Annotated in this window: 12 protein-coding genes; 3 read left to right on the top strand and 9 right to left on the bottom strand. The window is 73.0% G+C overall.

The annotated features are described in order from the left end of the window. Window positions 1-33 precede the first annotated feature (33 nt). From LIU39_RS03685 to LIU39_RS03675, 3 genes are all read left to right on the top strand, one after another. Window positions 34-840, top strand: coding sequence for an HAD family hydrolase (locus LIU39_RS03685; protein WP_227044487.1), 807 nt, complete (start codon window positions 34-36; stop codon window positions 838-840). Window positions 841-889: 49 nt separating this feature from the next. Next, window positions 890-2362 carry a glycoside hydrolase family 3 N-terminal domain-containing protein gene (locus tag LIU39_RS03680; protein ID WP_227044484.1) on the top strand — a complete coding sequence of 491 codons (1473 nt, stop codon included), beginning with the start codon at window positions 890-892 and terminating at the stop codon, window positions 2360-2362. A gap of 327 nt (window positions 2363-2689) precedes the next feature. Further along, a complete protein-coding gene (locus LIU39_RS03675; RefSeq protein ID WP_227044482.1) occupies window positions 2690-3223 on the top strand; it encodes a GNAT family N-acetyltransferase in 534 nt (177 codons plus the stop codon). 14 nt (window positions 3224-3237) lie between these two features. Here the strand turns inward: LIU39_RS03675 and LIU39_RS03670 are convergent, their stop codons facing one another. From LIU39_RS03670 to LIU39_RS03630, 9 genes are all read right to left on the bottom strand, one after another. Next, entirely contained in the window at window positions 3238-3930 is a 693-nt protein-coding gene (locus LIU39_RS03670) for a substrate-binding domain-containing protein (protein ID WP_227044480.1), read from the bottom strand. 44 nt (window positions 3931-3974) lie between these two features. Then, window positions 3975-4610 carry a 3-oxo-tetronate 4-phosphate decarboxylase gene (otnC, locus tag LIU39_RS03665; RefSeq protein WP_227044478.1) on the bottom strand — a complete coding sequence of 212 codons (636 nt, stop codon included), beginning with the start codon at window positions 4608-4610 and terminating at the stop codon, window positions 3975-3977. After that, window positions 4607-5908 carry a 3-oxo-tetronate kinase gene (gene otnK, locus LIU39_RS03660; protein ID WP_227044476.1) on the bottom strand — a complete coding sequence of 434 codons (1302 nt, stop codon included), beginning with the start codon at window positions 5906-5908 and terminating at the stop codon, window positions 4607-4609. Before otnK ends, otnC begins: the two co-directional genes overlap by 4 nt. Next, window positions 5905-6582 (bottom strand): aspartate/glutamate racemase family protein, encoded by a 678-nt coding sequence (locus LIU39_RS03655; protein WP_227044474.1) that lies wholly within the window; start codon window positions 6580-6582, stop codon window positions 5905-5907. The genes otnK and LIU39_RS03655 overlap by 4 nt, the downstream gene beginning before the upstream one ends. Continuing rightward, complete coding sequence (locus LIU39_RS03650) at window positions 6579-7415, bottom strand: hydroxypyruvate isomerase family protein (RefSeq protein WP_227044472.1); 837 nt, start codon at window positions 7413-7415, stop codon at window positions 6579-6581. The genes LIU39_RS03655 and LIU39_RS03650 overlap by 4 nt, the downstream gene beginning before the upstream one ends. Further along, window positions 7412-8806, bottom strand: coding sequence for a GntT/GntP/DsdX family permease (locus LIU39_RS03645; RefSeq protein ID WP_227044469.1), 1395 nt, complete (start codon window positions 8804-8806; stop codon window positions 7412-7414). Before LIU39_RS03645 ends, LIU39_RS03650 begins: the two co-directional genes overlap by 4 nt. A gap of 96 nt (window positions 8807-8902) precedes the next feature. Then, complete coding sequence (locus tag LIU39_RS03640) at window positions 8903-11767, bottom strand: FAD-binding and (Fe-S)-binding domain-containing protein (protein WP_227044467.1); 2865 nt, start codon at window positions 11765-11767, stop codon at window positions 8903-8905. After that, window positions 11764-12792 carry a zinc-binding dehydrogenase gene (locus LIU39_RS03635; RefSeq protein WP_227044464.1) on the bottom strand — a complete coding sequence of 343 codons (1029 nt, stop codon included), beginning with the start codon at window positions 12790-12792 and terminating at the stop codon, window positions 11764-11766. The genes LIU39_RS03640 and LIU39_RS03635 overlap by 4 nt, the downstream gene beginning before the upstream one ends. 310 nt (window positions 12793-13102) lie before the next feature. Continuing rightward, entirely contained in the window at window positions 13103-13813 is a 711-nt protein-coding gene (locus tag LIU39_RS03630; protein ID WP_227044463.1) for a FadR/GntR family transcriptional regulator, read from the bottom strand. Window positions 13814-13862: the final 49 nt, after the last annotated feature.

Below are 13862 nucleotides of genomic sequence, written 5' to 3'. Positions count from 1 at the left end.
CTGACCATCGCTGACAGGAGAGAACACACCGCCATGAGCTCTGCTTCACCCCTGCTGGTCGCCACCGACCTCGACGGCACCATCGTCCGCAGCGACCGGACCATCTCGGCCCGTACGGTCGCCGCCTTCGAACGGATCGAGAAGGCCGGCGCGCAGTTCGTCCTCGTCACGGGACGGCCACCGCGGCTGATGGGCCCGATCGCCGAGGCATTCGGCCACCGCGGCACGGCGATCTGCTCCAACGGAGCCCTGAGCTACGACATGCACACGGAGGAGGTCGTCGCCGAACACGGCATCGCGGTGCCGACGTTGACCGAGGTGGCCGCCCTGCTGCGGGCGGCCGTCCCCGGTATCGGCCTCGCGGTGGAGTACGCCAAGGAGTTGGCCGGCGACGCCCGGTACGAGGCGGGCGACTGGGACTCCGACACCACGGTCCTCCGCCCCGACGACGCCGTCCTGTTCGGCCGGCCCGCGCCGAAGCTGGTCGGCCGGCACCCCGAGCTCACCGCCGACGAGCTGGTGGAGCTCGCGCACCCCGCGGTGGGTCATCTGGTCACCGTCTACCACTCCAACGGCGAGCGACTGGTGGAGGCGGTGGCGCAGGGCGTCAGCAAGGCCCTCGCGCTCGCGGAGCTGGCCGCCCGGCACGGGGTGGCGGCCTCGGAGACGGTGGCCTTCGGCGACATGCCCAACGACCTTCCCATGATGGCCTGGGCCGGCACCTCGTACGGCATGTCCAACGCCCACCCCGCGGTGCTGGCCGCCGTCGACCACGTCATCGGCGGTCACGACGAAGACGGTGTTGCCGCGGTCGTCGAAGAGCTCTTCCCACAGGACTGACCAGCCCTCCTCCACCGCACCGACCGCTTCGACAAGGGACACGACAGCCATGAGTGAACTCGACCGTCTGGTCAACACCTGCCTGCTCCCGGGGGTCACCGCCGGCACCGCGCCCGACTGGGCGCACACCGGTCTGGACGCAGGTCTGCCGGGCTTCGTACTGTTCCCCGGCGCGCCGGACGGCGACGCCGCGGCCGGCAGCACCGACGCGGTCCTGCACAGCGCCCGCGCCCTGCGCGCGACCGCCCCCGACGCCCTGATCGGCGTCGACGAGGAGGGCGGCGACGTCACCCGGCTGGAGTCCGACCACGGCAGCTCCTACCCGGGCAACCTGGCGCTGGGCGTCGCGGACGACCTCGGCACCACCGCGCGGGTCGCCGCCGCGCTGGCGGCCGACCTGCGCGCGGCCGGGGTCAACCTCAGCCTCGCGCCCTCCGTCGACGTCAACAGTGACCCGGACAACCCCGTCATCGGGGTCCGCTCCTTCGGCCAGGACCCCCGGCTGGTGGGCGCCCACAGCGCGGCCTTCATCGGAGCCGTCCAGGCAGCGGGGGTGGCGGCCTGCGCCAAGCACTTCCCCGGGCACGGCGCGACGGTGGTCGACTCGCACCACGCCCTGGCCGTCGTCGACTGCGACCTGGCCACCTTCCGCAGCCGCGAGCTGCCCCCGTTCGTCTCTGCCATCGAGGCCGGGGTCCGCTCGGTGATGGCCGCCAACGTCCTGTTCCCCGCCCTGGACGCGGAGCACCCGGCCAACCTGAGCCGCGCCCTGCTGCACGGCCTCCTGCGGGAGGAACTCGGCTACGAGGGCGTGGTGATCGGCACGGCCATCGCCATCGCCGGTCCGCTGCCCGCGGCCGAACTGGGCCGCACAGCCGTCGACTCGCTCCGGGCCGGGGCCGATCTGCTGCTGCTCGGGCCGGGCGAGGGCGAGCGCGTCTGGCACGACGTACGGGACGCCGTGGTGGCGGCGGTACGGGCGGGCGAGCTCGATGCCGAACTCCTGGAGGCGGCGGCCCAGCGGGTGGCGGACCTGCGCCGCTGGGCCGCCCCTGCGGACCGTTCGGCCGGCCTGGAGGCGGCACGGCGTGCGGTCAGGGCCGAGGGCACGGTCGCACTGCCTGGCCCGGCCACCGTGGTCGAGCTGGTCGCCGCGGGCAACGTCGTGGCGGGCGACGCCCACTGGGAGCTGGCCGGCCCGCTCGCCGAACTCGGCCTGCTCGCCCGGACGATCCGTACCTCCGCGGCCGAGGCATCCGCCAAGGCGATCCTGGCGGCGGCGGATGGCACGCCGCTGGTCCTGGCGGTCCGGGACGCGCACCGCGCCGAGGAGGCCGCGGCGCTGGTCGCCGAGTTGCTGGCGGGGCGCCCCGACGCCGTCCTGATCGCGGTCGGGATGCCCGAGGACACCGCCCTGACGACCGGCGCCAGCATCCGTACCTACGGTGCGGGCGCGGTGAACACCCGGGCCGCGGCGGAACTGCTGGCCGGGCGGGGCTCAGCGCAGGCGGTTCGCGACTGAGCGTAAACGAAGAACTGCGGCGTCCTCGGCGAGATCCTGCCCGGCGTCCCGGACGGGGGTGCGGCTAAGGACTTGCAGGGAATCAACACCTTGGTTCCCTGCAAGCCCTTGGCGCGCTCGGGCAGGGACGGGCGAGCTGAGGCAACGGCCGGGGCTGCGCCCGGGGTTCGGCCGGGCATCGGCTCCGGGGGCCGTGGTCATCCGGCGGGCTCGGAGGGGGCACGTGGTCCCGTGCCGGTCAGGCGGAGAACTCCTCGGCCGCGGGCCGGCCCGGGAGATGTGGGGAGATCGAGTTTCGGGAGGGGACGTTGAGAGGATCATGGCGGGATGACTGAGGGCCTCTCTTCCGCGGCGCCGGCGGTGGTGCGGCTCGCGGAATACACGAAGACCGGGCAGCGCGAGATCCTCGGCGACGGTGCCGATCCCTTCGGTGTCGCGGACACCGGGCTGACGTGGCTGCCCAAGGACGTTCATTTCGGTGTCAGGCAGCGGGGCCGTCTCGTCGCGCACGCCGGTCTGGTGCGGCTGCCGATGGCGATCGGCGGGGCCTGCGCCGAAGTGGTGGGGGTCGGCGGGGTGGCGGTCGCTCCTGAGCTGCGAGGGCGCGGGCTGGCGCGGCTGGCCGTCGCTGCGGCCCTGGACCATGCGCGGACGATGGGGCCGCGGCACGGGCTTCTCTTCTGCCGGCCGACGCTCGTCCCGCTCTACCGGCGGCTCGGCTGGCGGGCGCTGGAGCAGGAGGTCCGCGTCGAACAGCCCGACGGGCCCGTGATCATGCCGCTGTGGACGTTGTGGACGCCGCTGCACGACGGTGCGCGGTGGCCTGCCGGAGAGATCCGTGTGCTGTCGCTGCCCATGTGAGTGAAGGTCCGTCGTCACCGTGTTTCCGGCAGTGCTTCGAGACCCGCCCGGCGGTAACTCGCCTGGGCCCGGGGTGAGATGAGGAAGTGGAGGAGGGCGGACGCGGCGGGTGCGGTCGGGCCGGTGGCGAGGGCGGCGGTGAACTCGGTGTCGTGCCGGGCCGGTTCGGGCAGTGGGCCCACCACGTCGGTCCCGGGCACGAACGCCAGCTCGCTGAGCTGCTGGACGGCGAGGTCGGCCCGCCCGTCGAGGAGCGCACGGGCGGTGAAACCCTTCTCGATCACCGTCGCCCGCGCGTTCACCTCGTCGGCGATACCGAGGTCCTGGAGCAGTCGGGCGAAGTGGATGCCGCTGGCGCCGGTGCGCGAATAGGCCACGGAACGGGCGCTGACGAGGGCCGTGGTGAGGTCGTCGAGGGTTGCCAGGGGCGGACGGGCGGCGCCGCCGGCGACGGCGACCCCCACGCCCGTCCTGGCGAGGGGGGTGAGGGAGCCGGGCGCGACCTTGCCCGCTCGGGCGAGCGCGTTCAGGGCGGAGGTGACGCCGATGACGACGTCGGGCCGGGCGCCTGCGGCGATGCGGCGTTCGATGACCGTGGTCGGGTCGAAGTCCGGGGCGACGGCGACGCCTTGCTCGGCGGTGAAGACGGGCAGGAGGTCTTCGACGGCTGCCTGGACGGCCAGGGCGCTGAAGAGGGTGAGGGGCATCGCGGGGTTCCGTTCCCTGGGCGTGTGGTGTGCGGGGCGGGTGGTCAGTGCGGTGTGCGGAGTGCGGTGCGCTGGGCGGGGGTCAGGGGGCGGGTGCGCATGCCGCGCAGCAGCAGGAAGAGCTTTGCGGTCTCCTCCAGTTCCTCGATGGCGTCGAGCGCTTCACCGAGGCTCGCAGCGGCCACGACCGGGCCGTGGTTGCGCAGGAGAAGGGCGCTGTGGTCGCGCGCCAGGTGTTCCGCGGCGCTTTCCAGGGCGCGGTCGCCGGGGGCGTGGAAATCGAGGAGCGGGAGGGAGCCGACGCGCATCGCGTAATAGGCGGTGAGCGGCGGGAGGACGTCGTCCTGGTCGGTGTCGGCCAGGCAGGACACCGCGACGGAGTGGGTGGAATGGGTGTGGACGACGGCGTTGGCCCCGCTGCGGGCGCGGAGCATCGCCGCGTGCAGGAACGCCTCCTTCGACGGCCGGGGCCCGTCGACGGGGCGGCCGTGCAGGTCGATGACGGAGAGGTCGTGCGCCTCGACGGTGCCCAGGCTGCTCCCGGTCGGTGTCACCAGGAGGTGTGCGCCGCTGCGTACGGAGAGGTTGCCGGTGCTGCCGTGCGTCAGGCCGCGCGCGAACAGGGATCGGGCGGCGCGGATGATCTGCTGCCTGAGTGCGGCGTCGTCGGGCGGATTCATTCCGGGTCTCCTGTCGGGTCTCCTGTCGGTGCAGGGGTTGCGCGGAGGAAGAGGTCGGGTTCGCCGAAGTTTCCTGATTTGAGGAGCAGGGCGAACGGCTCGTGGGTGCGGGGATGACTCCCGGGGCCGTAAATCCAGGGCACGCCGGTGGCGGCCTCCGGGCCGATCTCGCCACCGGTGATGCCCAGCGCCGTGACGATGGCCCCGGACGTTTCGCCGCCGGCCGCGACGATGCGGCGCACGCCGCGCTCGACGAGGCCCACCGCGATGCGCCCCAGTGCGTCCTCCAGGAGGGCGGCGGATTCCTGGACGCCGAGTGCGTCCTGGACCGCTCGCAGCTCTTCGGGGGGCAGGGAGGAGTGGAACAGGGGGGCGGGTGCGGACGGTTGGGTGTCGTACCAGGCGAGGGCGGTGCGGGCGAGGGCGGCCGGATCGTGGTCGGCCAGGGCGTCCAGACGGTACGTGGGACGTCCGGCCGACCGGTGTGCGGCGATCTGCTCCAGGGTGCGGGCCGAGCAGCTGCCGGTGAGCACGGCGGCCGGTGCGTCACCCACCGGGTCCGTGTCGTCGACGGCCGGGCGGGAGCCGGTGGCACCGGCCAGGGAGTCGGCCACGGCCGCGGCGATGCCGCCCGCGAGGCCGGCCGCGCCCGCCACGAGCGGATGGTCAGCGACGGCTCGGCCGATCTCGTTGAGGTCGTCCGTGTCGATGGCGTCGACCAGGAGATATCCCCGGCCGCGCCGGGCCGCGCGGCGGCGGATCTCGTCTGCGCCGCGGCGGACGGCCGGGTGCGGGACGAGTGCGACGGGGCGCGTGGTCTGCCGCTGGAGGACCCGTACGAGCCGGGAGTCGGTCATGGGGGTCAGCGGGTGGTGCCGCATGGGGGTTTCGGACAGCGGCTGCTCGCCGACGAAGAGGGTGCCCAGGTACTGGGTGCGGCCGTGCTCCGGTGAACTGGGCGTCAGCAGGACGGTGGGGGCGTCCAGTTGGCCGGCCAGGGCGTCGAGCACCGGGCCGATGTTCCCGTCCGGTGTGGAGTCGAAGGTGGAGCAGAACTTGAAGTAGATCTGGCCGGCACCCTGCGCGGTGAGCCAGGTGAGGGCCCCGAGCGAGTCGTTGACGGCCTGGGCGCGTGGTGTGGTGCGACTCTTGAGCGCGACGATGAGGACGTCGTGCGGGGCGGCGGCGCGGTCGGCCGCCGGTGTACCGAAGGCGATCAGGCAGCGCAGTCCGGCGCGGCGGAAGGCGACGGCGACGTCGGTCGCGCCGGTGAAGTCGTCGGCGATCACTCCGATCATGAGGCGTCCCGCCGTTCGATCAAGGCCCGCAGGTGGCGGGCGGCCGCGTCGGGTCCGGAGATGACGGGGAGGCCGAGGGCCGCGGACAGCCGGGTGGCCGCGGGGGCGAGCGAGAACTGCGCGAGCAGCACGGCGTCGACGGTGCCGCTGTGCGCACGGCAGGCGCCCTCCAGGGACGCGGCCAGCGCGTCGGCGTCGGCGGCCCGCGTCGCGTCCAGTGCGCCGTCCGCGACGACGGTGCGGATGTCCGTTGCGCTGCCGTGGAGTTGGCGTGCGCGGTGCAGCCGGGATGCGGCGTCGGACAGTGCGGCGGCGAAGGACGCGACGAGCAGGATCCGTGCGTGGCCGCCGCCGAGCGCCTCGGTGAACGCGGCGTCGTCGGGGGCCAGTACGGGGACGCCTGCGGCGTCGGCGGTGCGGGCGACCGCGCCGTACAGCGAGCAGGTCAGCAGGACGCCGTCGGCCTTCTCGTGCAGCGCGTGGTCGATCAGGCGGCGCATGCGGGCTTCGAGGCGGGGGGTGGTTCCGCCGGCGGCTGCGGCTTCGGTGAGCAGCCGGTCGTCGAGGAGGTGCCAGGCCGCGGCGCGGGGGAAGCCGCGTGTCAGGCCGGTCTCCGCAGGGGCGATGGCGGCGGGTGTCGCGCTGATCAGCGCGATGAGCGGACGGGGTGTCATGGTGCCTTCCGTTGCGCGGTGGTGCGGGGTCGGTCCTCGTGGCGGCGGCGCCAGTGCAGGCCGTCGAGGGTGGTGGTGGCGGGCCGGTACTCGCATCCGATCCAGCCGTCGTAGCCCAGCCTGCGCAGTTGGCCGAAGAGGAAGTCCCAGGCCAGTTCGCCGGTGCCGGGTTCGGTGCGGGTGGGCGGGTCGGCGACCTGGATGTGGCCGATCAGCGGCAGCAGTGCGGTCAGGCGGGTGGTGACGTCGCCCTGTCCGACCTGGCAGTGGTAGATGTCGAAGAGCAGCTCGATGTGGTCGGCGCCGATGGTGCGGATCACGTCGGCGGCCTGCTCCTGGGAGGTGAGGAGGAAGCCGGGTGCGTCGCGCTGGTTGATGGTCTCCAGGACCAGGCGCAGGCCCGAGCCCTTGCAGCGGTCGGCGGCCCAGGCGATGTTCTCGACGTACTGGGCGAAGGCGGTGTCGCGGTCGGTGCCGTCCGGGCGGATCCCGGCCATCACGTGGATCACCGGGCTGCCCAGGATGTCGGCGTATTCCCATGCACGGTCGAAGCCGGCACGGAACGTGTCGCGCAGCTGCGGGATGCAGGCCGAACCGTTGCGCTCCGGTGAACTCGCACTCCCCCCTGGTGAGTTGATGAGGACGGCCCGCAGACCGGCGTCGTCCAGCAGTCGGCGCACCTTCGCGGCGGGGAGTACGTAGGGTGCGGCGATCTCGACGGCGCGGAATCCGGCCTCGGCGGCCGCGTCGAACCGCGCCTCGAAGGGCACTTCGGTGAACAGCCATTTCAGGTTGGCGGCGAAGCGGATGGTGCCGGGGGCGGGTGGTGTCACGGGATGACCTCTCCCAGGGTCAGGACCAACGCGAGGCCCAGGACGGACACGGTCGTCTCGATGACGGTGAAGCTGCGGAACATCTGTCCCAGCGACATGCCGAAGCTCTCCTTGACGTACCAGGAGCCGGCGTTGTTGACGTGCGGGAAGACGATCGAGCCCGCGCCCAGCGCGAGGACGACGAGGGCCGGACTGATCTGCGGGGTGGTGTGGACGATGGGGGCGACGATGCCCGCCGCGGTGATCACGGCGACGGTGGCCGAGCCCACGGCAATGCGGATGGCGGCGGCGATGAACCAGGCCAGCAGCAGGGGCGGGAAGCCGAAGGACTCGGTACTGCGGGCGATGGCCTCGCCGATGCCGGAGTCGACGAGGATCTGCTTGAGGCCGCCGCCGGCTCCGATGATGAGCAGGATGGGGGCGATGGCGAGGATGCTGGAGTCGATGAAGCCCTTGATCTGCGGGCCGGTGTGGCCGCGGCCGTAGCCGAGCGTGCCGAGCGCGAAGACGATCGCGATGAGCAGGGCGATCACGGGTTCGCCGGTGAACTCGATCCAGGTGTGCAGGGTGCCGCTGCCGCCCGCGAGGTCCTCGGCGGCCTTGGCGAGCATGAGCAGCAGCGGCAGCAGGACGGAGAAGACGGTGAGGAACACCGACGCCGGTTTGCGGCTCCCGTGGTGCACGGTGAACTGCTCCACGAGGGCCTGCGGCGGCACCGGGAAGACGCGGCGGGCCAGCGGCCCGGCGAGCAGCGGCCCGGAGACGACGATGGTGACCAGGGCGAGGGGGAGGCCGTGGATGAGGGTGTCGCCGACGGAGGCTCCGACGGCGCCGGCCGCCGCCAGTGGTCCGGGGTGGGGCGGCACGAGGGAGTGGAGTGAGGCGACGGTGCCCAGCGCGGGGACGCCGACGAGCATGTAGGGCGACACCTTGCGGCCGCGTTCGTCGCGGCCTTCCTCGTCGAGCATCGTCTCCTGGACCCTGCGGGCCAGGCTGAACAGCAGCGGCAGCAGGACGGCCAGGGCGACTTCGAAGAACAGCGGCAGGCCGACGATGAAGGCGAGCACGCTCACCAGCCAGGGGATGCTGCGGATGCCGCGTCCTCGGGTCAGCCGCTCGGCGAGGGCGTGCGTGCCGCCCGATTCGGCGAGCACGGTGCCCAGGACGGTGCCGAGGACCATGACGATGCCGACGTCGCCCAGGACGCCGCCGACCCCCTCGCCGAAGGACGTGATCAGCTTTTCGGGCTTCATCTCCGCGACGAGGCCGATGGCTATCGAGCCGAGGCTGAGCGCGAGGAACGGATGGGCCTTCAGGGGGCACGTGATCAGGATGATCACGGCGATGATGCCGGCAGCGGCGGTGATCAGCAGCCCGGTATCTGACGTCATGAGGATCAACCTCTGTTTTCGGGCAGGCCGGAACCAGTGCACCGGCTCATGGGTACGGAACGGCGCGACGCGTGGTGTGCGTGCCGTCGGCGGGCCTCAGCCCGTGGTGGTCGCCCGGTCGGCGAGGAGCTGGGCCAGATGCACGCTCGGCAGTCCGGCGAGGTGGCCGATCTGGGTGCGGCAGGAGAAGCCGTCCGCGAGGACGACGGTGTCCGGTGACCGTTCGCGCAGGGCGGGGAGCAGCGCGTTCTCCGCGACGGCCAGGGACATCTCGTAATGGCCGCGTTCCATGCCGAAGTTGCCTGCGAGGCCGCAGCAGCCGGCCAGGACCTTCAGCCGCGCGCCGCCCTTGGTGAGCAGCTTCTCGTCGGCGTCGAAGCCCAGGACGGAGTGGTGGTGGCAGTGCGGCTGGACGATCGCCTCCAGGCCGGTCAGGTCCGGCGGCTGCCACGCGTCGGGGGTGGCGTCCTTGCTGCCGAGCTGTTCGGCCAGGGTCCGTGCGGCGTCCGCGACCTGCCGGGCGCGCGGGTCGTCCGGCAGGAGGGCGAGGAGGTCGGAGCGGAGGACCGCGGTGCAGGACGGTTCGAGCCCGACGACCGGAATGCCCGCTGCGGCGTACGGGCCGAGGATGTCCAGCAGCCCTCGAAGGCGTTTGCGGGCGCCGTCGAGCTGGCCGGTGGTGATCCAGGTGAGGCCGCAGCAGGCCCGCCGCTCGGGGACGATCACGCGATAGCCGGCATCGGACAGGACCCGCGCCGCGGCCTGCGCCACCTCGGGGTTCATGCCGTTGGTGAAGGAGTCCGCCCACAGCACCACCGGGTCGCGGCGGCCGGGTGTGCCGTCGGTGTCCTGCCGTGGGGGCGCGGGCCTGCGGCGCCAGGCACGGTCGAAGGTCTGCGGGGCGAAGCGGGGTGCTTCGCGCCGCGGGTCCAGTCCGGCGCAGCGGAGCAGGAGTCCGCGCAGAGGGCGGCGGGCGAGGAGGGTGTTGGCGATCCACGGTCCGGTCCGCGGCACACGGTTGAGGAGCGTGAGCCAGCGGGGCAGCCGCCCGACGGTGTAGTGGCTGAGCGGCCGCGGTCTGCCCCGGTAGGTGCGGTGCAGGACCTCGGACTTGTACTGGGCCATGTCGACGCCGGCCGGGCAGTCGCTCGCGCACGCCTTGCACGACAGGCACAGGTCCAGCGACTCGTGCACGTCGGGCGACGACCAGTCCTTGATCAGCGAGCCGTTGGTCAGCTCCTGGAGTACCCGGGCGCGGCCGCGGGTGGAGTCCTTCTCGTCCTTGGTGGCCTGGTAGGAGGGGCACATGAAGCCGCCTGCCGGGCTGTTGTCGGCGCGGCATTTGCCGATACCGACGCACCGGTGGACGGCCGTGGTGAAGTCCCCGTCGTCGTCGGCGAACCCGAACCCGCCGACGGCCGGGAGCGGCCTGGCGCGGGGCCTTCGCAGGTCGGCGTCGAGGGGCGCGGGCCGTACCAGGATGCCGGGGTTGAGCAGGTTCTCCGGGTCGAAGAGGTCCTTGACCGCGGAGAAGAGGCCGAGGGTGCGCGCGGAGTACAGGAGGGGGAGCAGTTCGCTGCGGGCCCGCCCGTCGCCGTGCTCGCCCGAGCAGGAGCCGCCGTGCCGCACGACCAGGCGGGCCGCGTCGAACAGGAACGCGCGGAAGCGGGAGGCGTCGGTGTCCAGCGGCAGGTCGATGCGGACGTGGATGCAGCCGTCGCCGAAGTGGCCGTAGGGCAGGCCGACCACGCCGTAGGAGTCCATGAGTGCGTCGAACTCACGCAGATAGGCGCCCAGTTGCGCGGGCGGGACGGCGGCGTCCTCCCAGCCGGGCCACGCCTGGCGGCCCTGCGGGGTGCGCCCGGCGAGCCCGGCGCCGTCGGCCCGGATCCGCCACATCGCCGTGGCCCCGGGCCCGGCGGGCATGGTCGTTGCGTCGACGGCGGCGGCGTCACGGACCAGGGCCTCGGCGGACGCCCGCGCCTCCCGGGCGCTCTCCCCGCCGATCTCGATCATCAGCCATCCGGCGCCGCGCGGCAGTTGGGGCACGGCCGCGGCGCCCCGGTGCCTTCGCACGACATCGACCAGGCGGGCGTCGAGCCCTTCGACGGCCAGCGGCGCGTGGGTGAGCAGCGCGGGCACGGCGTCGGCGGCAGCGGCCATGTCCGGGTATCCGAGCACCACCAGCATCCGGGCGGGGCTGACCGGGACGAGCCCGACCGTGGCGTCCAGCGTCACACCCAGCGTGCCCTCGGTGCCGGCCAGCGCCCTGGCCAGGCTGCGGCCGTGCTCGGGCAGCAGATGTTCCAGCGCGTAGCCGGAGACCTGACGCGGGAAGGTGCCCAACTCGGTCCGGATCACGTCCAGATGGCCGTCGACGAGCCGGTCGAGGCCCGGCACCTGGCCCGGCCCGGCACCGGCGTCGAAGCGGCGGCCGCGGCCGTCGACCACGGTCAGTGCCCGGACGTTGTCGGCGGTCCTGCCGTACGCGACGGCGTGCGGGCCGCAGGCGTTGTTGCCGATCATGCCGCCGAGCGTCGCCCGGGACTGGGTGGACGGGTCGGGGCCGAAGCGCAGGCCGGACGGCGCGGCCGCGCGCTGGAGGTCGGACAGCAGGACGCCGGGTTCCACGAGCGCGGTGCGGCTGCCGCTGTCGATCTCGACGATGCGGTTCAGGTGGCGGGCGAAGTCGATGACGATGCCGGTGCCGATGGCGTTGCCCGCCACCGAGGTGCCGCCGCCGCGGCCGGTGACCGGAACTCCGGTGGCCCGGCTGACTTCGAGGGTGGCGAGGACATCGTCGGTGTCCCGGGGTTCGACGACGACCTGCGGCACCACGCGGTAGTTGGACGCGTCGGTGGCGTACTCGGCCCGGCGGCGCACTCCGTCGGAGACCGTGCCGCGGACCGCGCGGCGCAGCCGGGCGACGGCATCGGCCGCCGCGTCGTCCGGGGCGCTCACTCGGCGTCCCGGCCGGTCCCGGCCACGGGCATGCGCACGCAGACCTTGGCGGCGCCGTGGCCGTGCGCCCAGGCCGCGGCGAACGCGTCCGGCGCCAGGTCGAGCGGATACATCGCCTCCAGGCAGTGGTCCACCTCGATCGCGCCCCGCGCGATGGCGTCGATGGCCGCACGGAAGGACAGCAGCCCCGGCTCCAGCTGCGTGCCGTTGACCCACTCCATGCTGAGCGACTTGCGGAAGGAACGCTCCACGGGGAAGGGGGCGTTGCCCCGCAGCTCGGGGAAGCCGAAGAAGCCGATGGTGCCCCGGATCCGTGCGGCTTCGACGGCCGCGGCGCGCGTGAAGTCGTATCCGGCCGCCTCGATCACCAGGTCCGCACCGGCACCGCCGGTCATCTCCAGGGCGACGTCGACGACCGAGGCCGCGGGTTCGTGGACCGTGCGGGCGGCCCCCAGGCGCGCGGCGGTTGCCAGGCGCCGCTCATCCAGGTCGGAGACGCACACCTCGATGCCGCGCTTGACCAGGTGCTGCACGTAGAAGAGCCCGGCGGAACCGGCGCCGATCACCACGGCGTTGCGGGGCCTGCGCTCATCGGGCAGTTCGGGCGGCAGGAACTTCTTCATCCCGAAGACGGTGGTGCCCAGTTGCTGGGCGAGGAGCATGCGGCGCGGATCGGCGCCGTCGGGCAGGGCGATCACCTGGGCGGCGTCGACCGCCTGATATTCGGCGAAGCAGCGGCCGCGCCGGCCGTGCGGAACGGTCAGGACCTGCGTACCGGCCGTGAACTGTGGCGAGCGGCTCGCCACGACGCGGCCGATGCCCTCGTGGCCGGGATATCCGGGCTCGCCGAGGAAGTCCGGGTCGTGGAAGCCGTCGAACACGACGTGGACGTCGGAGCCGCAGATCGACGCGTAGTGCATCTCCACGAGCACCTGACCCTCGCCCGGCACCGGCACCGGGAAGTCCCCCACCTCGACGACACCCGGCACGGCCAGACTCGCCGCCCGCATCAGATCACCGCTCATGCCCATGGCCTCCTCCTCGATCCGTCCGCTGCACGGCGTCGGCCGGTCCGGCCCCTCGGCAAGGACAGCTCATCACGACGGAAACGTGACGTGAGACACGTGCGCCGACAGCCCGACCATCGTGCGACCCAACTGGTAAACCTGTCAACCAGTGCAGGGTAGACGTTCCCGAGGTGGGGATGCGGAGAGGGCCGGGGTACGCGAACTCGTGCGCCCGCAGGCTGAGTGGGATATGCCGACGCCTCGTCGGCGGGGCTGCGCGACGGGGCGGATCGAGAAGCGGATCGAGGGGCGGCGGGCGGACCGCCGCTCAGTTCTCCTGGTCGAGTGCGGCCAGCAGGCGGCGGCTCGCGCCCTCCATGTGGCGGGCCATGGCCTCGCGGGCCGCGTCGGCGTCCCCGCGCTCGATCGCCTCGAAGACCGGCACGTGGTCCTCGTACGCGACCCGCCGGCTGCGCGTGCCGCCGGTCCGGTTGATCCAGCCGCGCTGCACCATCGCGCGCATCCCCTTGAGCATGTCGCGCAGCACCATGTTGCCGCAGCTGTCGGCGATGGCCTCGTGGAAGGCCATGTCCGCTTCGGGGTACTCCTCGTCCGTGCAGTCCCGCATGCGGGTGAGCGACGCCCGCAGCGCGTCGATCCGGGACGCGTCCCGTGCCGTCGCGGCGAGGCCCGCCACCAGCACCTCCAGCTCGGCCCGCGCCTGGAGCAGATCTCTCGACCCGCGCTCGCCCAGCACCAGACCGAGTTCGAACAGGCGGTAGAGAACGTCCGATTCCGGTCCTCTGAAGTACGTGCCGCTGCCCTGCCTGACCTCCAACAGGCCCAGGAAACCGAGCGACTTGATCGCCTCGCGCACGGTGGGGCGGTTCACCCCGAGCATTTCGGTCAGCTGGCGCTCGGACGGGATCCGCTCGCCGGGCCGCACCTCTCCCGACATGAGGAAGTCGATGAGCCGACGGGAGACCTCCGAGGCCAGCGGCTCACGCGGCTCCGTCTTGATCCGGGACAGTTCACTCACGGCTTTGCTCTCTGCTCGGGGTGTCGCAGGCCATTCTAAGGGCGAGCGG

The organism is Streptomyces pinistramenti, assembly GCF_020564935.1.
Taxonomy (GTDB): domain Bacteria; phylum Actinomycetota; class Actinomycetes; order Streptomycetales; family Streptomycetaceae; genus Streptomyces; species Streptomyces pinistramenti.
This window is presented reverse-complemented; position numbering and strand designations above follow the sequence as displayed.